The organism is Anaerorhabdus sp. (assembly GCF_036657415.1).
In the GTDB taxonomy this organism is placed as follows: domain Bacteria; phylum Bacillota_I; class Bacilli_A; order Erysipelotrichales; family Erysipelotrichaceae; genus Anaerorhabdus.
This window is the reverse complement of sequence record NZ_JAVXGL010000003.1, coordinates 40,952-65,261: the sequence shown is the minus strand read 5'-3', so window position 1 is coordinate 65,261 and position 24,310 is coordinate 40,952. Positions and strand designations below refer to the sequence as shown.

Here is a 24,310-nt window from a genome sequence, read left to right as displayed (position 1 = left end):
TTGAATAATTAATTTACCCTTAACGTTTACACCATCTAGGGTTACATCCCCTTCAGCCACACTTTTATCAATTGTTAAATCTCCATTGAACGTTGTGTTTTTAATAATGACATCTGAAACCGTAATGATGCCTGAACCATAACTCGCTTGATCTTCATACGTTTTTCCTTCATTAAATGTCATTAATGTAGGTTGTGCTGTTTCTTGTAAACTCTCATCTTTTTTTGGTGAACACCCTGTAAGCATGCTCATTGCCAAGATGGCGCACAACAATGTTGTTGTTATCTTTTTCATTATTTCCTCCTCATAGTTATAATCATTTGAAAAATAAAACTATAAATCAGCCCATTTATAAATATTTTAAAGATTACCAACTTTATTTTACCCTGTAAGTTATCGTATTTCAACCCTTTTAGTTTGTTTTGGTGTACAACTATTAAGGGTAATATTTAATAGAGGAGCAACTATGAATAAGATAGATCACTATTCAATTGGTGCTCGAATTCGTAAACAGCGCGAATTATTGAAATTATCACGTGAACAACTAGCCACGGAATTAGATGTAACTTCTAAGTTTATATCTGATATCGAACTCGGGCAAAAAGGAATGTCGATAAAGACACTTATTGCTTTATCAAAAGTATTATCAATACCTACCGACTTCATACTATTCGGGGTAAACCCCACTTCCGCTACAAGTCCAGAAGATAAAATTTATCTAACAAGTGCTAATCCAATCGCTGATTCTGATAAACTTTCGTTTATTACAAATTATATCGCTGAGAATTTCGAGCCTAAAGAAAAGTAGAAACAATTTGGTTTCTACTTTTTATATACAAAAAAGAACTGATGCATTATGGATCAGCACCAGTTCTTCTTAATTTTTTTAAAAATGTTGTGTAATTTTCATTTTTTCTTTGTTTTGTACTTCTTGTTCTTCTTTGTGTTCAACATGCCACTTTCTTCCAATGAAGTAAATCGCAATATTTATAATCATGAAGATAAACATTAGAACTGTGAATTCATCTACAAGTACCATTGGTAATAAGATGTTTTCTGTTAAGAAGAAGATAACTAGCATTATTACCGCTACAATAATACCAAGAATACGGTAGATACTCTTACGATAAAATTCTCTAGGTTTTATATTTGGATATACTTTTAATACTTCTTCATCAAGTTCTTCAATATCTTTACGTTTCAATAATACCAATAGAACTGCGAAGACAAGTCCGATTATTGTCGCAAATAAATTTAGAATTGCCCAGTTTTGACCATTTCCAAATATTCCTGCAAGAGGTATCGCATTTGCATCAATATTTAGGTATTCCCCAAGACTTGTTTTTGGAGTCTCTGATTTTATTGTTGTATCTACTTGACCATTTTCCTCTGTAGTTTCTAATCTTGGCTTATTACCTGGATCTTCAACTTCAGGAGTTGTTTTGTCATTTGGTTTATTGTCTGGATCTTCCTTATTATCCGTTGTACCTGCTAGACATGTTTGTGTTGCTTCATCCCAAACATAACCATCTGGGTAACCATCATCTTGACATGTTCTATGTCCATCACCTGTATCTGGTGGGATTACAATTGGTTCTGCAAGAACTGTTACAAAAATAGTAATTGTTACTGTCTTTGTGTCATCTGCTGGATCAATTGCTGTAAATGTTAATGGATAAGTTCCACCATTAGTTCCGGCAGCTTTTATTGCATTTAATTCAACTTCATTAATTTCGATTGTATCGATTTCAAATCCATGAACAATATAATATGCCTTAACATTTGCTAATTCAATCGCTTTATCAGCTGTTAATGTTGAAGCATTTTTGTATGGAATAATAAAGTCGTTTGCCATAATTGCAAGTCCATCATTAATTGAAGTATTAACACCTTCCACAAATACTGGAACTGTAACACTTACACTTAAATCTTCACCCGCTACTCTTTCAGTTGCAGTGAATGTAAGTTGGAACATGCCACCTTCTAATCCCACTGATTTGATTGCATCTAATTGATCAGTATCGGCAACGATAGTTGTAACATTCATTCCACTCTTCACTAATACAGAAATTGCTTGTGCACGAATTACTGCTTCATCATTTTCCAATGCAACTGCTTCGTCATGTGTTAGTGAGAATCCTTTTGCTGTCATTGCAATACTATCTTTAGTTCCATCTGTAACTTCAGTTTGTAATCCAAGAACAACAACTTTTGCAGATGTTTCTGCATATAAATCTTTAGATGTTGCTGAATAGCGTTGATCATAAATACCACCTAGAACATCAACGTTATTGACTACATCAATGTCATCAGTATTTACATCTACATCTATACTTACTGCTGTTTCAATAATATAAGAAACTGCATTTCCTCTTGTGACTGCATTTAATGCATCATAAATTTTTGCTTCTTCATTTGTTAATACAAATCCATTTGCACTAATTCCTAAATGTTTTCCATCCGCATCAGGTCCCACTGGATCTGGAGTGTTTGTGCCTTTTACAACTACAATAATAGTACGACTAGCTACTGTAGTTCCGTCTGTAGATTGAATTACTACTTCTACAAGGCCTCCCTGAGGTCCAATTTCTTGGATTTTTACTAATTCTTCATCTGTTGTATAAGGATCATAATTTTGTCCTGTAACACTATTCCACGAAGTTGCATTTGAATTTGTAATGATATCTGTTTTAGTTAAAGTTCCAAGATCTGCATAATCAACTGTAAATCCCGAACCTGTTAAGATGATATCTCCTTCTTGACTCACATTTTCTGTGTTCATAACAAGTGCATTGAAGTTTACATCTCTATTTGTAACAATTACATTTGCTGTATTAACTGGAGTTCTAGAAACATCCCCAGTGTAGTACCAACCTACATGTGTTTTACCAGTTGTCGGTAATACTACAGGAGCTATAGCGCCTACTGCACTTCCAATAGCAATATCTGTTTGTTGACGATATACACCATCTGTTGTTATTGAACCTTCAGATGGGTTAATGTAGAAATTAACAGTATATCCTACACGACCCACTTGTGCTTCAATGTAAATTGGTTGTGTTGTTGTGAATGCTTGAGTTGATAGGTTTGTATCAGTATCTATAAGAATATCTGAGTTATCTGGATTTGTATAATAATCCTTCACTCCAGCAGTTTCTTCATAGAATTTCCAACCTTTAAAGCCATATAATGACGGTGTTGCGATTGTTTTTGTTATATTTGTGCCACTTGGTGATGCAGTATTTGTTGTAGAATAAGTACCGTCAGCATTTAAAGCACGTGTGATATATTCTACTTTTTGAATTGCAGATACACTATCGACAACCGCTAATTGACTGTCATCTTGACTCACATATACAAATTTCACTTGGTATTTATCAGGGATTCCATCACCGATTTCACCTTGTGGACCACCTAAATCAACATCATATTTTGCTACAAAGTTCATATCACTTGTGATTGGCATATTCGCTAAAGCAGCTGGACTAACACGAGTTTCTGCGCCTAATCCGTCTATCATTACCCAATAATCAAACGCAAATCCTGGATTTGCTTCAACCATTGGATAAATTACACCACTATCTCCATGAGGAACTGTGAATGTCGCACTATCCGTATCAATTAATACTCCACCGGCATTTGTAAATGCTGTGTTTGTTGCACTAATTGTACCTTCATTACCTTTATTGAATGTTACTGTACGTGGAATTTTTTCATATGCTACTTCAAAGATAATTCCACAAGGATTTCCATTTAAACCACCAATGTTATCAACTAGAAGTGTTCCTCCACGGTTATCTACATCGAAGTTAAATGTCATTCCCGTTACTGGTGTAGATGAAATGATTGCAGCTATATTTGTATTATTGCTAACACCTCTGTTCCATACTTGAAGTGTTTCAATACTACCATCTACTGCTGAATTCTTTAAAACGTAAGCTGTAACTGTCGCAATTCGATAATTATCATTTGCTTTGAATCCAAGACCTACGTCATAGTATCCTGCACCTGGTTTTGGTGACATTTTACCGAATTCTACAGATTTTCCTGCTGCAGTATAATCCGCATCGTTAAATGATGTTGATCCAAAGTTATTAAATTGTGCATCATCTTCGATATGCTTAATCGCTGTTGTTCCATTACCATCTTGAATTGCACTAATATATGGTTTACCAGCAAATTCAGCATAGAATGTTACGTTTCCTGTAATTACAAGTGTTGCTGGATTGCTTACTTGTCCAACTATCTTACCTGTTGCAGGACAACCGCCAACATTCGCTTCACAATTCATTTCATAACTCCAATAAGCGAATTCAAATACATCTTTCCACTTATCGTTTGTTGTTTTAATTGTTGCAGGAATTGTTAGTCCTGTTCCTTGTGTTAAATAACTTACTTTTTGGTTTGCTGTTACTGTTCCAATCGAATTTCCATAAGCATCAAATCCTGGTGTTCCAGTATTTTCATTTCCTATTTTGAAATTAACAGTGTATTCTTTCGCAACATATTGAGGTTGGAAACGACGTGGGCTTTCAATCACGATAGCTTGTAATTGTGTGTCTGTTGTCGCTACAACACTGTTCGCATCTAAATCTTTCCATCCTGTAAAGTTGTAGCCATATGCAGGTGTACTTCTAACAGTACCTAAAGTGTCTATGAGATTTGAATTTGTTAATGTTAGTCCTTCATTGACATTTACACTTTCAGTCGTTTTGCTTTTTTGTCCAATGCTGTTTTCTTCAAAATTAACTGTTGTTATATTACGTGTAAATGTTGCAGTAACAACATTTGTGTTAGCTGCGAATACATTTCCTTGTGCTTCAATTGCTGCAGCATCAGTCCATGTATACCCACCAAATTTCCAACCAACAAATGAATAATATTGATTTGCTAATTGAGTTGGAATATCACTTTCAAGAAGTGCAACACGATAAGCTGTATTTGTTGTCCAGTTTGCTGGATTCATTTCAGCAATTGGATATAATCCTGTCGTATTTGTAGCCATTAATCTTGTTTTATAAACAGTAAATGCATCTGTTGTATTTGTTATTGTTGTTGTACCTTTACTGATTGAACCACCTACTGTAGTTTTTATATCAATTCTTACTTGATATTTATCAGGGATTCCATCACCTTTAGGCGTACCATCAGGTTCATAATCGCCAACAACGTCTACTTCAAAGATTGGATAGTATGTATCATATTTGTTTGATGAAACTACTGTTGGATCTGCAAGGCTCCCTGATGTTGACCCACGAACTACTCTACGCCATCCAGCAAATGCATAACCTGTTGGTGCCGTTACTGTTGGAACATCACCTACTGCTACTGTTCCTGATGTAGATGTTGGTGTTGAAACTTGTAGTAACACTTCTTTGCTTGAAGCAGTATCTGCCCATGTTCCTGCAACAGTTGTTCCAGTTGTTTTACTATCATCACGCATAAATGTTACAAATGTATCTTTGTAGACTTGATATGTTGATGAAATATCAAATGGTTCATTGAAGAAGTTGAGTGCACTTAGTGTTGCATTTTTAGTGGTTAGACTATAACCAGATAATGTTTCCGCAATACCACTTAACGTTATATCAACTTTACTATCTGATTGTTTATTTGAAACAACGGATGCATATGTTGTTCCATCTGCAAGTTGATATGGATCAACGTCAGAAATTTTGCCTGTTCCACTAAGAATTCCACTAAATGTAATAGATTCGCCAACTTTTGTTCTTATTGAATTTGTTGAAATCGATAATTCTGGATTTTGATATAATCCAACGTTGACTCTTTTTTGATTTAACTCATCTTGTGTTACATAGTTTACTGGATTAAACCCGTTTACGTCAGCATAGAATTGCATACCTTCTGTTTGATCATTGAATTGTCTTGGGAAGTTATTATTCACTGTTGTATTTGGATCACCACTTGTATTAACTGTCATACGATATTTATTCCAATAATATGTTGAACTTGTAGTACTTCCATTCTTTAAATTAAAGATAAGGTCATATTTATTTCTTGTAACTGCTCCAGCAGTTCCTTTTGGTTGAATATACAATGTATATTGTCCTGTTGAATTATTGTATGTAGCATTGAATGATTTATTTGTATCCAAATCTTTAAATTGTGGACTTAATGAAGCTATCAAGTCACCATCTCCTATGTTAAAGATACCATCTGGAGTTTTTAAAGGACTATCTACGAATATTTTCCCTGCTAAAGTATACCAGTCAAAATAGAAGCGACCTAGATTTTTAGAATCTGTCCCTGTTACATATTTGCTCGCTGCTTGACCTGGTAGTTGCTCAAAGAATTTTGATTCTGCACTTGCAATTGCAACTGAATTATTAGCTAGCGTATACATATCCGCTTCATTTGCTTTTAGTTTTAATTCGATAACACCTTCTGATCCTACTGGCACAACTGGTATTGTAATTAAAACATACTTTGTTGTTTCAGGTGTATTTGATTCAGTACAATTTGCTTGGATATTTGCTGTTGTTGATCCATCGAAATTAAATGCCGAACAATATTTAATTTCTGGATTTGCATAGTCTGTAGGAATATATACAGAACTTGTTAAATCTCTCAACGTCATAGTTGATTGACTTGTTCCAAAGTCTCCAGCTGCATTACGATATGTACCACCTGCTTCTGGCAGACGAATTGCCATTGTATACTGATTATACGTTTTATCTGCGGATGCAATTGATAAACCTAATATTAAGTTTTGATATTGATCTGCTGTATAGTGAACTCCTGCATATACTGATGTTGGTGGCGTTGTTATATCTTTCCCTGGGAATAAATGAATACTATCCAAAGTAGAGGCAACAATCAACGTTTGTTTATTTACCCCTATTGGTACTAATCTTTTATTTGTATAAGTTACTCCGCTACCAGCAGTAATATTATTTGTATCCATAATTGCATTATTATCAAAAGTACTTGATTTTATATATTTAATATATGGATATTGATCCAAATCTGCATTAAATACCGGTCCCATATCAATATAGGCTTCTGAAAAGATTTTATATTGTTTTAAATCTTCACATAATGCTGTCGCCATGATAGTTGATCCTGGTATTGTTATTGTTTGATTTGAAGATGTATTAAAATTTGTACCCGAGATATCATAGGTTAACCATGTATTTCCGTTAACACTAATTGTTTCTATTTGACTTACGTTTCCTACATATTTAAAGTAAGGTTCATTAACCTTTATATATACTTTCGTTCCTTGTGGATATACACCATTTGTACTACCTACATTATTATTTGACCCACGATATACTGGCAGGTAAAGTGTTGTACTAGTCGGAATGATATTGTTTCTTGTTGCAGTATCAGGTCCTTGATTAATCGTTGGTGTCGTAGAATAAGCTTGTAAAGTTGTACTATATGTAAAGTACAATGGTGTTGCATTTGATGTCTGTTTAGTTGCTGCTGGATTCTCAAATACACCCTTACCATCTACATTCCCAAGTGCGTTCATTTTCGCAACTACTTTATATCCTATTCCTTCGGTCAATCGACCACTAGGATTATTTCTATCATTTCTAACATAAAATTGGAATAATGTTCTACTAGAAGATGGAGAATTGTTAGCATAAAGTCGAATTCCATCTGCTTTAAACTTGATACTTTCTAAATATTCTCCAGTAACAAGAGGAATTTGATAAGTATTTGAATAGCTTGTACTCAATTCAAGACGGCGCGGATTAGAATCTAAGTTCGTTGTGTATTCCAACCAAGCTTGCCCATAAATTTTATAATAAGTACTTGTTCCAAAAAAGTAGAATGATTTACTAATTAGTTCAACTGCTGGTGCATCCAAGTTGATATCAATTTCAAAATTTTCATATTTTATCGATGATGCTGTTGAACCAGAACTATATAGATCAATATAAAATCCTGCTGTGTCATTTATTCCTGTTCCATTATTTAAGAAATATGGATTCGTACTAGTTATGTTGTTCGAATAGTATCTAGTACTAATTGCTAAGTTATCTACACCACTTTCATATATCCAACTCAATGTTTTTGTCACTGGACTTGTATTACCAACTGTTACTGGCATTGTAATTGTCGTTCCAGTTTTTGGCTCAGTAAACGTTCCAGAAAAACTCCATGTGGTACTGTAACCACTAGAAGCTCCTGTAGTGACTAACCCACGATCAGAAACTGTTAAAATAATTTTTACTACTTTACTACCACTTGCATTATGTGGCGTGCTAATTGTATTTGTAGCCGCTAGGACAGGACCACTTGTTCCATCTTCGTAAACAAGTTGATAATTTGAAATTACTGAGGTATCAATATAAAACTTCGTTGGATCAAACTCATTTGGCATTTCAAATGTCATATTTTCATTGCGATAATATTTGTGTGCAATATTATTTTGCACATCCGCCCCCGCCAATGCATTTGTTATTGAAAATGAATATTTAGTATCTAAATCATCATCTTCATTTACTTTTGTAGGTGAAGAAGTTATTACATTGAAGCGATCTTCATATGTAAATGTAGGTATATTAACTGAAATATGTCCTAAATCAATATTTCTATCTACAACACTATAAGTTCCATCATTATTACTTACTACTTGTTGGTAAGTTCCTATAATTGGAGCACCTTCAATTTTATCACCTGCTGTATAAGTATAGATTGGATTTTGAGCAGTGGGTGCATAACTTGATTTGCCAGTCATACGAATTGAAAACCATTGATCTAAAATTGGTACAATTCCACTCAGCATATCTACTTTTGATGAGTTTAGTGATGTTGTTATTTGATAACCTGTACTAACTGATGTAGCTCCTTGTGAAACATCATTACCACCCAAACTACCTGATGAATTTACGTAAAATGAAATATAATTATACTTATTTACACTGTCATAACTTTGACTTTGCTCTTTGAATCCTACCGGCATTGGTATTTTAAAATTTATATTTCCAACCGGTGTATGTTTGGTATTACTAAAATTCATTCGTATTGAATATGTATTATTATTTCCTATAGGAGTTCCTGCGTATAAATATCCATCACTTCCAAGCCAAAGATCATCTTCTGCTTTAAAAGAAGTAGGTGTTCCATTAGTGGTAATCATACCAATATTGGTCAAAAAATCTGAATCATCATGGCCTGTTCTTTCAAACTTGATTTCTAATTCTTTTGTTGATGACGGCGATTTATTATCTGTTACACGTACACCTAATCTAGCATTTGGTTCTGCAAGTAACATTAAACCAATTGCTTTAGCTGGTGTTCCTGCAGCTTTAACATATGTTGTCTTTGAAGCGTTTTGGGCTAATGCAATTGATAAAGATAATCCTGAATCTGGTAAAGCATCGTTCGCAATGTCATATTCTACACTTTGTTTATCCGAGGATATTCGAACAGCTTTTATTTGGTAACCTAAATCTCTTGGATAATCTACAATATAAAAATATCCAGTTCCAGTATTCAAAAATGGATTCGTATCTATTTTTATTGTTCTAAGAGTATTACCTGGTAATGTATCATCACGAGAAATATGAACAGTATACGTTATTGGATCAGTATCTTCATAGTAAACCCATTCGGTAGGTGCTGTTGGCTTACTACAAGCAACTGATAGCGTATCTACCGCTAATGGCTCTACTGTCGGTCCTTCCATCCCATCCTCAGGTGCTGGGGTTGGTGTCTCTGCGGTTATTTCTCCATCTATTGTACCAGGGTCAATTGTAGCAGCGGGTGGCGTTGGCTCACTTCCTTCTACAATTTCTGGTGTAGGCATAATATCTTCTGCTATTGCATTAATTCCACTATCCGAAAATGTTGAAATTAATAATCCTGCAATCAACAATAGTTTGCTTATTTTCTTCATATTTGCATCTATCCTCTCTCCTCTATTCGAAATGTTCTAAAATTTTCATTTTTATGGAAATTAAAGAGTTCTCGTACTTATGACACCTAATTTAGACAAAGTGTGCCATTTTTTTAGAAAAAAAATAAAAAAAAACAAGCATTTTCTCCAATTTGCTTGTTTATTGATACGTTATATTCATTTTTTTGTCTTTTTAATAGCCAAAATAAGTCATTTTTCTATCTTATTATTAAATACTACCGTGATTCATATTTTCAATAATTATCTTTCTTACTTGTTCTGATAGTTCTTTTAATTCAATATTTTTGTATTCTTCAAAGAATATTGGAGTTCCAATCTTTATTTTATATGGTGTATTAGTTTTGATATTATTAAAATCTAAATAGACATTACATAATGTAATTGGAACTATTGTTGCTTTTGATAGATACGCTGGTTTTAATGATGCCTCATGAAACTCATTCACAATATTTGATTTAGAACGAGTTCCTTCTGGAAAAATAAGAACTGATTTTCCTGATTTTAACCATCGGGTTGATTCCCTCAACATTTTAATTGCACTGGCTTGGTCATCACGATCAAAATAAATCAAATCTAATAATGACGCCCATGTACTAATAATTGGAATTTTTTTATTTTCTTGCTTGGAAATAAACGTAGTAGGTTTTTCAAGTGCCGCTACAATAACAAGGGGATCAATTGTCCCTTGATGGTTAGATACAAAAAGAACCGGTCCTTCTGGTAGTTTCACATCATTATAAATCACAGGTGTTTTCACAAGTTTAAAAAACTTGAGACAACATTCTCTGGCAGCTTTATAGCGTTCTTCAAAAGAGGCATTTTTTACTCTTCTTGCTTTAGACCCTGTAAATAGGATATAAATTCCACCTTTAAGTAATCTAAACATTTTCAAGTACCACCATTGCCATTGCATAATCTCCATCATGAGTAATTGATAAGTGAACATTGTAACCTTTAATTACACATGTTGGTTTACCCTCATGTGTACTCATAATTTCAATTTCACTCATTATTTTGATTCCTGTTGCTTTTATAATTGCTTCTTTTGCTGCAAAGCGCCCTGCTAACCATTCTTTTTGTCTAGCATTTTTTAGTTGATTAAATTCATGCAATTCTTTTTCTGTTAAAATCTTAACTGCTATTTCTTCATTAACACGCTCTATCTTGCAAAGATCGCATCCAATACCTACTATCATTTTTTACCTCTATTGAGAATTGTCAATCGCAAACATAAGTTCTGCTTCACATGCTAGTTCACCATTTACTGTTGCTTTCGCATTCGCAAACCCAATTCCCATTCTAACTTTCACAAGTTCAACTTCTAACATCAAAACATCACCTGGTACTACTTGTCTTTTAAATCTTGCTTTATTAATTCCTGCAAATAACGCAATTTTTCCTTTGTATTCATCTTTTGATAAAAGTTGAACTGCACCTGCTTGTGCCAACGCTTCTAAAATTAAAACTCCTGGCATCACTTGTTTCTCTGGAAAGTGTCCCATAAAATGCATTTCATTTGCACTAACACATTTTTTCCCAACAATTCGATCTCCATCAATTTCCTCAATTGTATCTACTAATAAAAAAGGATAACGATGCGGAATAATCTTTTTAATATCATCACTATTGTAAATCATCTTAATCCTCCCATCGTTTGAAAATAATTGAAGCATTATGTCCACCAAAGCCAAATGAATTTGACATCACATAATTTAACTCCGATTCAATTCCTTTGTTTAAAACTAAGTTTACATCACATTCTTCATCGATTATTTGATGATTAATTGTTGGTGGTACAAATTGTTCTTCTAATGCAAGAACACTAATAATTCCTTCAATTGCACCACTTGCTCCAAGCAAATGTCCAGTCATTGATTTTGTTGATGAAACATAAGGCTTATGCTCACCAAAGCAATTGTTCATTGCTTTACTTTCTGTCTTATCATTCAAATTTGTTGATGTTCCATGCGCATTTACATAGTTGATATCACTTGGTTTAATACCAGCATCTGCAATTGCTTTGCACATTGCTTTGGTTGCGAATTCTCCCTCAGCAGCTGGGGCTGTAATATGATTTGCATCACAGGTATTTCCGTATCCTACAACCTCACCATAAATTTTTGCACCGCGTTTTTTAGCACTTTCAAGTTCTTCTAATACAAGTACACCTGCTCCTTCTCCCATGACAAAGCCATTTCTTTCTTTATCAAATGGGATGCTTGCGCGTTTTGGATCTGTACTTTCACAAAGAGCTCGCATTGCCATAAAACCACCAATACCAACAGGAGTAATACTTGCTTCACATCCTCCTGCAAGAATAGCATCTTCATAACCATCACGGATACGTTGGAATGCAAGTCCTATTGAATCTGTTGCAGATGAACATGCTGTTACAATACATTGCACTTCACCATGAATTTGATGATCAATGGCAATTTCTCCTGCTGCTAAGTTTATTAATGACATTGGAATAAAATATGGGGAAACACGTGTTGGTCCACGATCACACAATGTCTTTGTTGCATTTTCAATTGATGATAATCCACCAATTCCTGATCCTAAAATAATTCCTACACGATCTTTATCGCACTCTTCTAGATTTGCATCATTCATAGCTTGTTTGGCTGCGATTCTTGCGAATTGTGTAAAACGATCATTAAATTTAAGTTCACGAGGTGTGTAATATTGCTCTGTGCTTAAATCCTTAACTTCAGCTGCAAGTTTTACTCGATAGTCTGTTGTATCAAATGCTGTAATCTCTCTGATACCACACACTCCTTCATGAATTGCTTTCTTTACTTCTTCTACTGTATTTCCAATTGGAGTGACTGCTCCCATTCCTGTAATTACAACTCTTCTTTTCATTTACATCACCATCCCGCCATCAACAACAATTGTTTGTCCTGTAATATAACTTGCATCATCACTTGCTAAAAATTTTGTTACTTTCGCAACTTCTTCAGCATGCCCAAAACGTTTTAATGGAATTGCTTGCATCATTTGATTCTTTAATTCATCATTTAAACTTTCTGTCATTTCCGTTTGAATAAATCCTGGTGCAATTGCATTTACTTGAATATTTCTAGAACCTAGTTCTTTGGCTGCTGCTTTTGTCATCGCAATGATAGCACCTTTACTAGCTGCATAATTCACTTGTCCTATATTTCCAATTAGTCCAATAATGCTTGCCATATTTATGATTTTTCCACTTCGTTGTTTCATCATAATCTTGCTTACTGTTTGAATGCAGTTGAAACATCCTTTTGTATTAATTGATAAGACTTTATCAAAATCTTCATCACTCATTCGTAGTAACAATCCATCTTTTGTAATTCCAGCATTGTTCACAAGAACATCAATATGACCATATTCTTTTACTGTTTCATCCATCATTTGTTTGACTGCTTCATGATCTTGTACATCACATTTGTAAAGTCTATGATTACCTGGATGTAATTCATTTAATACGTTTTGTGCTTGTTCTTCACGGCTTGCGAAATTTAGGATAATATCATAGTCTTCCGATAATACCTTTGCAATTGCTGCCCCAATACCACGACTTGCTCCAGTAATTAGTGCTACTTTTCTTGTCATGCTTGACCTCCTTGAAGAGTTTCTTTTGTTTTTGCTAAACTCTTTTCATCTTCAACATTACATGTTGTTACAGTTACACCTTTTTTTGATGCAATCTTTTTTATAAAACTAGAACATGTTGCTTTTGGTCCAATTTCAATAAATGTATCAAACCCATCATCAATCATGTTTTCAATGCCTTCGATAAAATGTACTGGTGATACAAGTTGGTTCACTAAACTATCCACAAGTGAGTCTGTTACTTTTCCACTTACATTGCTATACACTGGTACTGTGCAAAGTTGCCAATTTACTTTTTCTAGAGCTTCTTTCAAATCCTTCTTTGCAGGGTTTAATAATTCTGAATGAAATGCTCCACTTACTTGCAATTTGATTGCTCGGCGAGCACCTTTTTTACTACACAAATCCATGGCTTTTTCCAAAGCTGGTATTTCACCTGTAATTACACTTTGATCAGGTGCATTATAATTCGCAACACTTACTTTTCCAAGATCACTTGCTTCTCTACATGCTTCTTCAATTAATAATGGATCGAGTGATAAGATTGCTGCCATGCCACTGTTTGTTCCTTCAATTGTATCTTGCATGAGAGCTCCTCTTTTCTTAGTGAGCGTTACTCCTTCTTCAATACTCATTGCACCTGAACAAGCATATGCACTATATTCACCTAAGCTTAAACCGATGCATCCTTCTGGTTTGATTCCTTCTTGTTCAAGAAGTTTTACTGTAGCCATTGAAATACTATAAATAGCCCATTGAGCATCTTTAGTTTGATTTAATCGTTGCTCATCTTCAAAACATACTTTTGCTAAATCACCATCTTGGTTAATTTCATCAAAACATGATTTGAATGTTTGATTTGTTGTACTTAATTCTTTTCCCATACCTAGGTATTGTGAACCTTGGCCAGCAAATACAAATGCGATTTTCATCGTTGACCTCCCATTAATTCATCAATGACTTCTTTAACTGTGCGTAATTTGTCTAAGTCTTTAATTGTTGCTCCACTAAAAACTAAACCGTCAATAACATTTCCTTTTGCAGCTTCTATAAGTGCCTCACTGATACAAAAAGGAGTTGTGTTGAAGTCACATGGTTTTATACATTTTAAACAGAAGTTAGGTTTTACTCGCCCTTCTTCTAATTTTTTTGTCAATGGATTTACAAGTACTCTTCCATAATATCCAACTGGACTTTTAATCAACGTCAATTCTTTTGATGGATGGTGCAAAAACATTTCTTTGAATTGTGTATCTGCATCACATTCAATCGTTGGAATAAAAGAAGTTGCGACTTGTGCACCTGTTGCACCTAGTCTAATTGCTTGATCTATTTTCTCTTTTGTATTCATTCCTCCTGCTAAGAAGATGGGAATAATACAATCGTATTTTTCTTCATAATAGTGTACAACGGGTTTTACTTCTTCAAGAAGTGTATATACGTCTTTCGCTTGATGCTCAAATAATTCTTCTGGCTTAAATCCTAAATGTCCGCCTGCTTCTGGTCCTTCAATAACAATGAAATCAGCTGTGCAGTTATAATGACGATCCCAACTTTTTAATAGTAGTTCACATGCTTTTGCACTTGAAATTATTGGGGCAATTAACACATCATAATCTTTGGTGATTGCTGGTAAAGAGAGTGGCAATCCTGCTCCACTAATAATCGCATCGACACCAGCGTCTAAAGCTACTTTTACATATTCATCATAACGATTGATTGCACACATTGCATTAACCGCAAGTAGTCCTTTTTCTTGGCTTAACTCTCTTGCTTTTTTTACTTCTTCATGAACTGCTTGTTCATTCGCTTTGAAAGGATTTTTCATGAAGTCTTCTTTGCGATAGCCTGGATGAGCAAGTGAAATTACACCCATACCACCTTCTGCCATTACACTTCCTGCTAAATTACCTAATGATATTCCAACACCCATTCCCCCTTGAATAATAGGTGTTGTAAGTTTTTCTAATTTTATATTGATAGATCTTGCCATACTTGAAGTAACTCCTCTTTGCTTGCGGTAGCTTCACTCATAAGCTCATCAAGGATTTCCTTAAGTGGTTGAATTTTATTACAAAGTCCTGCAACCTGTCCCATCATTACTGAACCATGTTTCATATCCCCTTCAAATACTGCTCTACGAAGAGCCCCTAAAGTAATAACTTCAAGTTCTTCCTTTTCAGCATTCGCTTGTTCTAATTTACGATATTGTAATGCCATTTGATTCTTTAAAATACGTACAGGAGCACCAAGATTTCTACCTGTTACAATCGTATCTAAATCTTTTGCTTTAATTACTGCTTGTCTGTAGTTTTCATGTACTGGGCATTCTTCACTAACTAAGAAACGTGTTCCAATTTGCACAGCTACTGCACCCAATGCTAAAGCAGCATTTATTTGACGACCACATGCAATGCCTCCTGCTGCAATCACAGGAATAGATACTGCATTTACAATTTGTGGTACAAGTGCCATTGTCGTAAGTTCACCTACATGACCACCTGATTCGGTACCTTCTGCAATGATGCCATCTACATCACTTGCTTCTAAACGTTTGGCAAGTGCCACACTATTAACAACCGGAAATATTTTAATTCCAGCTTCTTTTAATGCTGCACAGTATTTACCAGGATTTCCTGCTCCAGTTGTTACAAATGCAACTTTTTCTTTCACGACAATTTCTACAATTTCATCTGAGTAAGGATTCATCAACATGAGATTTACACCAAAAGGCTTATCCGTTAATTCTTTACATTTTGCAATTGCATCTTTGACTTCTTCTGGTTTCATAGCGCCTGTCGCAAGGATTCCTAGTGCACCCGCATTCGATACTGCAGCTGCAAATTCTGGTGTTGCGATGTGAGCCATTGCTCCTTGCAAGATTGGATATTTTACATTAAACATTTCTTTAAATTTCATTTTATTTCTCCTTCAACTTTCCAAAGACAACTACTATAGGTCAATCCTGCTCCAAAAGCGACCATACATATTTTTTGATTTGGTTGTATTAACTTCTTCTCAACCATTTCACTTAGCGCAAGTGGAATGCTTGCAGAAGATGTATTTCCATATTCATCCAAATTTTTGTAAAATTTCTCTTCTGGTATACCAAGTTGTCTTGCAACAAATTGGAGAATTCTTTGATTTGCTTGATGGGCAACAATGTAGTCAATTTCATCGATTGTACAATTGGCTTCTTCACATTCTTTTCGAATACATTTTTCTAATGCACGAACCGCAAAGCGAAACACTTCATTCCCTTTCATTGATACTTTTATTTTTTCATCATAAATGGTATTGGTTACTAAGCTGTCATTTATATCATGTTCTGTATAACTATGAAACGTATGTTCATCCATACTTCTTGTTAGCACAATAGCACCCGCTCCATCACCAAATAAAACACAGGTTGAGCGATCTTGCCAATCGATTATTTTACTCATTGCTTCACTTGCAACAATTAAAATATTCTTGTAGCTTTTTGAAAGATGATGCGCACATTCTAACGCAACCACAAAGCCACTACATGCAGCACTCAAATCAAATGCTAACACTTCTTTCTTTTCTATGCCTAAACGTTTTTTTAAACTACAAGCCATAGAAGGAAATAATTGTTCGGGTGTAACTGTTGCGAAGAGAATCGCATCAATTTCTTCTTTATTTAATCCTGATTTTTCAATCGCTTTTTTTGCTGCTTGATAAGCCATATCTCCATTAGTTTCATTATCTAGAATATGTCTTCTTTTAATTCCTGTTCTTTGTACAATCCATTCATCATTTGTTTCAACCATTTTGCTTAAGTCATCATTAGTGACTACATTGATTGGTGCATAGGACGCACACGATACTATTCTACTCATGGCAAGCTCCTAACTTACGAAATTTTTCGTAACGATTTTTTAATCTTACTTTTGGATTTTGTGCTTGTAATTTATTTAATTGTTCATATAAATTTTGACGAATTTGTTCGATACAAAAGTTTGGATTTTCTTGCATACCACCAAGAGGTTCTGAAATGATTGTGTCGACAATTCCTTTACTGAATAAATCTTTTGAAGTTAATTCCATCATCTTTGCTGCTTCTTGAACACGACTTTCATCTTTCCATAAAATACTCGCAAATCCTTCTGGTGAAAGAATAGAATAGATTGAATTCTCTAACATCATAATATGGTCAGAAACACTTAATGCTAAAGCACCACCACTACCACCTTCTGATAAAACAATTGTGATGACAGGTACATTGAGTGTCATAAATTGTTTCAAACATTGAGCAATAGCTTCAGCTTGTCCACGTTCTTCAGCACCTTTTCCTGGATATGCTCCTGATGTATCGACAATATTAATGATTGGACGATTGAATTTTGCTGCCTGTTTCGCTAATCGTAACGCTTTGCGATAACCTTCTGGATTCATCATTCCAAAATTACAAAGCATATTTTCTTGTAATGTTTTTCCTTTACGCTGTGCAAGAATCGTCACTGGCTTTCCTAAGAAACATCCAAGACCACCCCACAATGCTGCATCTTCTCCATAGAGTCGATCACCTTTTTGTTCAAACAAATCTGTAAACAAACTTTCTACTAGATCCATCGCTTTGGGGCGACGGGGATGTCTTGCAAGACAAACAATATCCCAAGCATTCATATCCGTGAATGCTTCTCTTTTTATTTTTTCTATTTCTTTTTTTATAATCTGTGCTTCTTCTACACTACAGTTATCTAATTGCGAACGAAGTTCTTGTAACTGTACATCAATGTCTTGTAAACTCATTTTTTACCTCGCTCGTGAATCTTCAGTAATTGAATCAAAGTGGAACGCATATTTTCACGTTCAACAATTTGATCTAGGAAACCTTTCTTTTCCAAAAATTCTGCTGTTTGAAAATCATCTGGTAACTTTTCATTTACTGTTGATTGAATTACTCTTTTACCTGCGAATCCAATCAAGCATTGTGGCTCACTTAATTGAATATCACCTAGCATCGCAAAGCTTGCACTTACACCACCTGTTGTAGGATGTGTTAAGTAGGAAATATAAAGTAATCCTTCTTCATCATGCTTCGCAAGAGCTGCACTTGTTTTTGCCATTTGTACTAAAGATAAAATTCCTTCTTGCATACGTGCACCACCTGAACAACTAAAGATAATTAGGGGTAATTTTTTACGTGTTGCATATTCAATTTGGCGTGTAATTTTTTCGCCTACGACTTCACCCATACTGCCCATCATGAAACGATTATCCATGATACACAACGCTGCACGATAGCTACCAATTCTCGCAACACCTGTAAGCACTGCTTCACTTAGTTGGGTTGTTTCTTGAAGTTTTTTTATCTTGATTTCATAACCAGGAAATTCACTTTTCTTTAATCGTCGTACTGAGTGAAAAGTTTCAATAAATGAATCTTTATCACATAGATAATCAATTCGTTGTATTGCTGTTAATGCATGAACATGTTGGCAATGTGGACACACGAAAAAATTCTTTTCAATCTCTTGATATGGAAACTCACTTTGACATTTATTACATTGCCATGTGCTTGGATTTTCAATTCTATTTTTAGGTTTTGAAGTGAGTCGTTCACGATATTCTTTGAATACTTGTAAACGATCCTTTCTTTCCTTAAATATTGAATTCATTCTTTTTTACCTCTTCAATAAAGTTTGCAAGTGATGCTGTATCATAACGACCACTCACAAAGATTGGATCATGAAATAGTAAGTACTGAAATTCGATGTTTGTATCTACACCTTCAATCAATAATTCTTCTAAAGCAATGCGCATACGTTTGATTGCTTCTAAACGATTAGGTGCATGAACAATAAGTTTAAGAATCATAGAATCATAAAATGGTGGAATTGTATATCCCGCATATACGGCACTTTCAATTCTTATTCCTTGTCCTCCAGGTACATGAAATGTCTTCACTGTTCCAGGTACTGGAGCAAAATTAGCTTTTACGTTTTCAGCATTTATTCGACATTCAATTGAATGTCCATTGCATATAATATCTTCTTGTGTAAACTCAAGTTGTTTTCCTTCTGCCACACGAATTTGTTGGCGTATCAAGTCTATACCTGTAATCATTTCACTGATTGTATGTTCAACTTGGATACGTGTATTCATTTCCATAAAATAATGATTTTGATTATGATCCACGAGAAATTCAATTGTTCCTACGCTGTCATATCCTACATATTTTGCGGCCTTGATAGCATCATCATATAAACGTTGCTTGGCTTCTTGCGATAAAATATCGCAAGGTGCTTCTTCGACAGTTTTTTGGTTACGTCGTTGCATTGAACAATCTCTCTCAAATAAATGGAGTACATGACCATGTTTATCACATAGAAGTTGTACCTCTATATGCTTAGGGTTAACTAAATACTTTTCCATATAAACACTGTCATCACCAAAAGAAATTGCTGCTTCACTACGTGCTTGTTCATAAGCGGTAATACAATCCTTTTCTTCATAAACAATACGCATGCCACGTCCTCCACCACCACTTGCTGCTTTGATGATAACGGGAAAGCCAATAGTCCTTGCCATAGAAACACAATCTTCTTTCGTCTTAATACATTCTTTTGAACCAGGAATTACTGACACTCCAGCTTCAATCATTGAGGCGCGGGCATTTGATTTGTCACCCATACGGTCAATTACATCTGGATTAGGTCCAATAAATATAATTCCCTCTTCTTCTACCTTACGAGCAAAAGAACTATTTTCACTTAAGAATCCGAATCCTGGATGAATCGCATCTGCATGTGTTCCTTTTGCTGCTTCAAGAATGGCATTCATATTTAAATAACTATTTTTGCTTGGAGCATCTCCAATGCATACACTTTCATCGGCAATTTGCACATGATACGCATCTCTGTCTGCTGTTGAATATACCGCTACTGTACTTATATTCAACATCTTACATGTGCGGATAATACGTACTGCAATTTCTCCACGATTCGCTATTAATATTTTCTTAATCATTATTCTAGTTCTAATAGCGGTTGATCATATTCAACAAGCTTGCCCGATGGAGCAAGAATCGCTTTTACAATTCCTTCTTTATCAGCTTGTATTTCATTCATAACTTTCATAGCTTCAATAATACCAACAACATCTCCCACCTTTATGTGTTGTCCTACTGTTACCAGTGGTTTACTTTCTGGTGAGCGCGTTAAATAGAAAGTTCCCACAAGTGGTGCCTTAATTGACTTAACACTCACTGGTGCTTCTATAACTGGCATCGTTGTTTGAGTTACAACTTGTGATGTAGTTACTGGTGTATAACTATTATTTTTTTCTAAAGTCACTTTGAAATCTTTCTCTTCTATCGTTAATCTTGATAGTGTTGTTGATTCAAATTCATTAATAAGTTCTTTTAATTCTTCTTTTTTCATATTTGTTAGTAAAAAAGGGAAGTCATTCCCCTTTATTTCCCTTCTAATAAATTAACGATATCAGCAACTGTTTTTAAGTTTACCAATTCTTCGTCTTCGATTTTCACATCAAATTGAGTTTCAAGTTCAAGTGAAAGTTCAACCGCTGCAAGGGAATCAATACCCAAATCGTCTTTTAATGATGCTTCTAGTTTAATTTGATCTTCATCAACATTTAGGGTTTCTACAAGTACTTCTTTTACTTTTTCAAACATAATATCTCTCCTTTTCAATGAGCATATTGATTATAACATTGTGTTTTTTAAATGTAAACATCATCTATTATTCAACAATAGATGATAACCCTTTCAATATCTTATATATATTGAAAAACCCCTTAAAAACGGCTATAATACAATTTGTGTTAAAATGATGAAAAGAGAAAATTATGAAGAAAAAAAAGTTAATATTGCTAGTTTTGTCCCTATTTATTGGGGTTTATGTCCTATTACAAGTCATTCCATATGGTAAAAAAGATATCGATACTCCTTTTAAAATAAAAGAAGGTGAACGTCCTCTTGTTATGGCTCATGGTGGTGCAAAGCTTATGAATCCCGAAAATACGTGGATGGCTTTTAATTATGCTTACACACTTGGTGTTGATGTTTTAGAAATGGATCTACAAATCACAAAAGATGGTGAACTGATTACTTATCATAATAATGAATTAGAAGATTTTTCAGATGCAGAAGGACTTGTTTCTGAACTAACTTATGCTGAAATCAAGCAATATAACTTCGGTGAAAATTTTACTGACTTGGATGGTAACACTCCATATCGTGATTTAACTGATGTAGAAATTGCACTTTATGGCGATGCATTAGTTCCCGCAAGTCTTGAACAAATGTTTCAAAAGTATGGTCCTAATATGCTTTATGTATGTGAATTGAAAAATGAAGGTGAACTTGGCAGAAAGTCAGCTGAAAAGATGGTTGAACTTCTAAAAAAATATGGCATGGAAGATAAAGTATGTGTGGCATCTTTTCACAAAGATACAATGGACTATTTTTTGTCAATTGCACCTGAAAATACTGTAACTTCATTCGATATGAGTACCGCAACTAGTTTTGTTATCGCAAATTATGCTGGCTATGGTCTATTCATGAATTATCCAAATAATGGATTACAACTACCCATGTCACAAAAAGGTATTCCTTTAGATCTAGAATACCTTGTTTATAAAATTCATAAAAATAATATGTTCTTACATTATTGGACAATCAACGATGTTGATGATATGAGAAAATGTATTGAACTTGGAGCGGATGGTATTATTACTGATCGCCCTGATTTGTTAATTCAGTTGTTAGATGAAATGGGTTATTAGAATTAAACCTATCAAAAGAATAAACGAATGTTTATTCTTTTTTAATTATCTTGATTTCACATTCTAATGAATATCCGGTTTGTTCTGCAACTTCTTTTTGAACGTGATAGATTAGTGCCGTAAATTCCTCATAAGTTGCATTATCATAATTAACTAGAAATCCTGCATGTTTTGTTGAAACCATCGCTCCACCAATTTGTTTGCCTTTAAGTCCGCATTGTTCAATAAGCGCACTGGCATAATTCCCAGTTGGTCTTACAAATACTGAACCAGCACTTGGATACTCTAATGGTTGTTTACTGATTCGCCTTGTCATTAGATCATCCATTTTGCTTTTTATTTGCGTTTGAACACCTTTTGCCAGTTTAAATCGAGCTTGTAAAATGCATCCATCTCTATTCGTAAATTTACTCTTGCGATATGAAAAATCTTCCTGTTTACACAATTCTCTAGTAATGATTCCTCGTTTATCGATGTAGTAAACTTCTGTAACTACATCTTTTATTTCACCATCAAAAGCACCGGCATTCATGTACACGGCACCTCCAATAGAACCTGGTATCCCATAAGCGAATTCTAATCCTGTTAATGAGTTTTCTAACGCAATCTCACACACCCGTTTTAGATTAGCACCGGCATCACAAACGAGTTCATCTTCTTCAACATAAACCTTATTGAATCTTTTTGATAAAACCATAACTATTCCATCAAATCCTAAATCATCGAATAGTACATTTGAGCCATTACCCAATAATAAATAAGGTATTTCATGTTGATTTACTAAATCTAAAACAATTTCAATATCTTCTATTGATTCAACTTCAATTATATATTTAGCTTTACCACCGATTTTAAGGGTGGTATAGTTCTTAATTAACTCATCTCTAAGAAAATAAATTTTATTCTCCTTGAGTTTTATCTCTACAAATTCATCCCATTCCATTTTCTTACCCTCTTTATTTATGATAAATAATTTCACAATAATTTAAAATAGTTATGCTTTATACCCACTAATCAGAGAGTTGTACCAACTCTCTCGCTTTATGAATATGTAAACTTTACAATACTTATATAGGATACGTTGGTCTACACCCATCATGCTTTATCTTCCCTTCTTTTGATTATGAAGTATACAAGTATCCTATAGCTATTTCCTAAGGTCTATTGAATAGACCTGCAATTCTTTCGTTTTATTCGACTTTTGTCAAATTTCTTGTTATTTGACACAAAAAAGGTAGAGTTTTGTCCAACTCTACCTTTTTTCGTATTATATTAACTTTTTGATTGCTTCTTCTACAACACTTAAATCTTCAGTTGGTTCAAAACGTTCAACTACATTTCCTTCACGATCTACTAAGAACTTTGTGAAGTTCCATTTAATTGCTGGATCCTTTTTAAAATGTGGATCAACTTTCCCTAACATATCTTCGAGTACAGCTGCTAATTTATGCTTTGGGTTAAATCCATTAAATCCTTTTTCACTAACCAAGTATTTGTATAAAGGCGTTGCATTTGCTCCATTTACTTCAATCTTTGCGAAACGTGGAAATTTTGTTCCGAAGTTTAATGAACAGAATTCATCAATTTCTTCAGCTGTTCCTGGTGCTTGTCCACCAAATTGATTACATGGGAAATCAAGAATTTCCAATCCTTTTTCATTGTATTTTTCATACAATTCTTCTAATTCTTTATATTGTGGAGTAAAACCACACTCTGTTGCAGTATTTACAATAAGTAATACTTTTCCATTATAGTCATTGAGTGATTTTTCTTCACCTGTCTTAGTTAAAACTTTAAATCCGTATACTGTCATTTTTAGATCTCCTTTGGGAAGTTAATTACTTAACTTATAATTGAATTTTAACAATGAATAACTTTTAATTCAAAGGAAATGCTCAAGACTTTTACATCTTTAAAACTAGAACCAATCTTTTTGCATTGCTTACGATGAAGTGTTTTCTTTTTAGAAAAAAAAGCTCTTAATCACTTTGATTAATAGCTTTAAAAACTAAAATTTTTATTTAAGACTATCACTAAATCGTTTTAAAT

Annotated in this window: 20 protein-coding genes; 2 read left to right on the top strand and 18 right to left on the bottom strand. The window is 34.2% G+C overall.

Annotation, left to right across the window (positions count from 1 at the left end; translation table 11 throughout):
• Window positions 1-294 (bottom strand): hypothetical protein (locus RSB60_RS01045; protein ID WP_332614012.1); only part of this gene is annotated, 294 nt, incomplete at its 3' end.
• A gap of 172 nt (window positions 295-466) precedes the next feature.
• Between RSB60_RS01045 and RSB60_RS01040 the strand changes: the two genes are divergently transcribed.
• On the top strand, window positions 467-808 hold the full coding sequence (locus RSB60_RS01040; protein WP_332614010.1) for a helix-turn-helix domain-containing protein: 342 nt from the start codon (window positions 467-469) through the stop codon (window positions 806-808).
• Between the two features lie 78 nt (window positions 809-886).
• Here RSB60_RS01040 and RSB60_RS01035 read toward each other — a convergent pair whose 3' ends face one another.
• The 15 genes from RSB60_RS01035 to RSB60_RS00965 form a co-directional block, all read right to left on the bottom strand.
• Entirely contained in the window at window positions 887-9,874 is an 8,988-nt protein-coding gene (locus tag RSB60_RS01035; protein WP_332614008.1) for a hypothetical protein, read from the bottom strand.
• A 229-nt stretch (window positions 9,875-10,103) separates the two neighbouring features.
• A complete protein-coding gene (locus tag RSB60_RS01030) occupies window positions 10,104-10,781 on the bottom strand; it encodes a lysophospholipid acyltransferase family protein (protein WP_332614006.1) in 678 nt (225 codons plus the stop codon).
• Window positions 10,774-11,091 carry a holo-ACP synthase gene (locus tag RSB60_RS01025; protein ID WP_332476116.1) on the bottom strand — a complete coding sequence of 106 codons (318 nt, stop codon included), beginning with the start codon at window positions 11,089-11,091 and terminating at the stop codon, window positions 10,774-10,776. Before RSB60_RS01025 ends, RSB60_RS01030 begins: the two co-directional genes overlap by 8 nt.
• Before the next feature lie 9 nt (window positions 11,092-11,100).
• Complete coding sequence (gene fabZ, locus RSB60_RS01020; protein ID WP_323382322.1) at window positions 11,101-11,532, bottom strand: 3-hydroxyacyl-ACP dehydratase FabZ; 432 nt, start codon at window positions 11,530-11,532, stop codon at window positions 11,101-11,103.
• Between the two features lies 1 nt (window position 11,533).
• Window positions 11,534-12,760, bottom strand: coding sequence for a beta-ketoacyl-ACP synthase II (gene fabF / locus RSB60_RS01015; RefSeq protein ID WP_332614003.1), 1,227 nt, complete (start codon window positions 12,758-12,760; stop codon window positions 11,534-11,536).
• Window positions 12,761-13,489 carry a 3-oxoacyl-[acyl-carrier-protein] reductase gene (fabG, locus tag RSB60_RS01010; RefSeq protein WP_323382324.1) on the bottom strand — a complete coding sequence of 243 codons (729 nt, stop codon included), beginning with the start codon at window positions 13,487-13,489 and terminating at the stop codon, window positions 12,761-12,763.
• A complete protein-coding gene (locus RSB60_RS01005; protein WP_332614001.1) occupies window positions 13,486-14,421 on the bottom strand; it encodes an ACP S-malonyltransferase in 936 nt (311 codons plus the stop codon). The genes fabG and RSB60_RS01005 overlap by 4 nt, the downstream gene beginning before the upstream one ends.
• Window positions 14,418-15,482, bottom strand: coding sequence for an NAD(P)H-dependent flavin oxidoreductase (locus RSB60_RS01000; protein WP_332613999.1), 1,065 nt, complete (start codon window positions 15,480-15,482; stop codon window positions 14,418-14,420). Before RSB60_RS01000 ends, RSB60_RS01005 begins: the two co-directional genes overlap by 4 nt.
• Window positions 15,461-16,408 (bottom strand): DUF561 domain-containing protein, encoded by a 948-nt coding sequence (locus RSB60_RS00995; protein WP_332613997.1) that lies wholly within the window; start codon window positions 16,406-16,408, stop codon window positions 15,461-15,463. The genes RSB60_RS01000 and RSB60_RS00995 overlap by 22 nt, the downstream gene beginning before the upstream one ends.
• Entirely contained in the window at window positions 16,405-17,349 is a 945-nt protein-coding gene (locus tag RSB60_RS00990; RefSeq protein ID WP_332613995.1) for a beta-ketoacyl-ACP synthase III, read from the bottom strand. The genes RSB60_RS00995 and RSB60_RS00990 overlap by 4 nt, the downstream gene beginning before the upstream one ends.
• Window positions 17,342-18,262: an acetyl-CoA carboxylase carboxyltransferase subunit alpha gene (locus RSB60_RS00985; RefSeq protein WP_332613993.1), complete on the bottom strand. Its 921-nt coding sequence runs from the start codon at window positions 18,260-18,262 to the stop codon at window positions 17,342-17,344. The genes RSB60_RS00990 and RSB60_RS00985 overlap by 8 nt, the downstream gene beginning before the upstream one ends.
• Entirely contained in the window at window positions 18,259-19,131 is an 873-nt protein-coding gene (accD, locus tag RSB60_RS00980; RefSeq protein ID WP_323382330.1) for an acetyl-CoA carboxylase, carboxyltransferase subunit beta, read from the bottom strand. Before accD ends, RSB60_RS00985 begins: the two co-directional genes overlap by 4 nt.
• The gene (gene accC / locus RSB60_RS00975; RefSeq protein ID WP_332613991.1) at window positions 19,115-20,482 is read right to left on the bottom strand and encodes an acetyl-CoA carboxylase biotin carboxylase subunit; all 1,368 of its coding nucleotides are present in this window, start codon (window positions 20,480-20,482) and stop codon (window positions 19,115-19,117) included. Before accC ends, accD begins: the two co-directional genes overlap by 17 nt.
• Complete coding sequence (locus RSB60_RS00970) at window positions 20,482-20,895, bottom strand: acetyl-CoA carboxylase biotin carboxyl carrier protein (protein WP_332613989.1); 414 nt, start codon at window positions 20,893-20,895, stop codon at window positions 20,482-20,484. Before RSB60_RS00970 ends, accC begins: the two co-directional genes overlap by 1 nt.
• Before the next feature lie 32 nt (window positions 20,896-20,927).
• On the bottom strand, window positions 20,928-21,149 hold the full coding sequence (locus RSB60_RS00965; RefSeq protein ID WP_323382333.1) for an acyl carrier protein: 222 nt from the start codon (window positions 21,147-21,149) through the stop codon (window positions 20,928-20,930).
• 173 nt (window positions 21,150-21,322) lie between these two features.
• On the opposite strand from RSB60_RS00965, the gene RSB60_RS00960 reads away from it, so the two are divergent.
• Entirely contained in the window at window positions 21,323-22,261 is a 939-nt protein-coding gene (locus tag RSB60_RS00960) for a glycerophosphodiester phosphodiesterase (protein ID WP_332613987.1), read from the top strand.
• Window positions 22,262-22,292: 31 nt separating this feature from the next.
• Here RSB60_RS00960 and murB read toward each other — a convergent pair whose 3' ends face one another.
• Together murB and RSB60_RS00950 are read right to left on the bottom strand one after the other, a co-directional pair.
• A complete protein-coding gene (gene murB, locus RSB60_RS00955; RefSeq protein ID WP_332613985.1) occupies window positions 22,293-23,204 on the bottom strand; it encodes a UDP-N-acetylmuramate dehydrogenase in 912 nt (303 codons plus the stop codon).
• 324 nt (window positions 23,205-23,528) lie between these two features.
• The gene (locus RSB60_RS00950; protein ID WP_332613983.1) at window positions 23,529-24,074 is read right to left on the bottom strand and encodes a glutathione peroxidase; all 546 of its coding nucleotides are present in this window, start codon (window positions 24,072-24,074) and stop codon (window positions 23,529-23,531) included.
• Window positions 24,075-24,310: the final 236 nt, after the last annotated feature.

Excerpts from the sequence above, each read along its gene's own strand:
- RSB60_RS01000 (WP_332613999.1), bottom strand. The coding sequence starts at position 15,482 with ATGGCAAGATCTATCAATATAAAATTAGAAAAACTTACAACACCTATT.
- RSB60_RS00990 (WP_332613995.1), bottom strand. The coding sequence starts at position 17,349 with ATGAGTAGAATAGTATCGTGTGCGTCCTATGCACCAATCAATGTAGTC.
- RSB60_RS00960 (WP_332613987.1), top strand. The coding sequence starts at position 21,323 with ATGAAGAAAAAAAAGTTAATATTGCTAGTTTTGTCCCTATTTATTGGG.
- RSB60_RS01035 (WP_332614008.1), bottom strand. The coding sequence starts at position 9,874 with ATGAAGAAAATAAGCAAACTATTGTTGATTGCAGGATTATTAATTTCA.
- fabF (WP_332614003.1), bottom strand. The coding sequence starts at position 12,760 with ATGAAAAGAAGAGTTGTAATTACAGGAATGGGAGCAGTCACTCCAATT.
- RSB60_RS01030 (WP_332614006.1), bottom strand. The coding sequence starts at position 10,781 with ATGTTTAGATTACTTAAAGGTGGAATTTATATCCTATTTACAGGGTCT.
- RSB60_RS01025 (WP_332476116.1), bottom strand. The coding sequence starts at position 11,091 with ATGATAGTAGGTATTGGATGCGATCTTTGCAAGATAGAGCGTGTTAAT.
- RSB60_RS00965 (WP_323382333.1), bottom strand. The coding sequence starts at position 21,149 with ATGTTTGAAAAAGTAAAAGAAGTACTTGTAGAAACCCTAAATGTTGAT.
- RSB60_RS00950 (WP_332613983.1), bottom strand. The coding sequence starts at position 24,074 with ATGACAGTATACGGATTTAAAGTTTTAACTAAGACAGGTGAAGAAAAA.
- accC (WP_332613991.1), bottom strand. The coding sequence starts at position 20,482 with ATGATTAAGAAAATATTAATAGCGAATCGTGGAGAAATTGCAGTACGT.
- fabG (WP_323382324.1), bottom strand. The coding sequence starts at position 13,489 with ATGACAAGAAAAGTAGCACTAATTACTGGAGCAAGTCGTGGTATTGGG.
- RSB60_RS01040 (WP_332614010.1), top strand. The coding sequence starts at position 467 with ATGAATAAGATAGATCACTATTCAATTGGTGCTCGAATTCGTAAACAG.
- accD (WP_323382330.1), bottom strand. The coding sequence starts at position 19,131 with ATGAATTCAATATTTAAGGAAAGAAAGGATCGTTTACAAGTATTCAAA.
- murB (WP_332613985.1), bottom strand. The coding sequence starts at position 23,204 with ATGGAATGGGATGAATTTGTAGAGATAAAACTCAAGGAGAATAAAATT.
- RSB60_RS00970 (WP_332613989.1), bottom strand. The coding sequence starts at position 20,895 with ATGAAAAAAGAAGAATTAAAAGAACTTATTAATGAATTTGAATCAACA.
- RSB60_RS00985 (WP_332613993.1), bottom strand. The coding sequence starts at position 18,262 with ATGAGTTTACAAGACATTGATGTACAGTTACAAGAACTTCGTTCGCAA.
- RSB60_RS01005 (WP_332614001.1), bottom strand. The coding sequence starts at position 14,421 with ATGAAAATCGCATTTGTATTTGCTGGCCAAGGTTCACAATACCTAGGT.
- RSB60_RS00995 (WP_332613997.1), bottom strand. The coding sequence starts at position 16,408 with ATGAAATTTAAAGAAATGTTTAATGTAAAATATCCAATCTTGCAAGGA.
- fabZ (WP_323382322.1), bottom strand. The coding sequence starts at position 11,532 with ATGATTTACAATAGTGATGATATTAAAAAGATTATTCCGCATCGTTAT.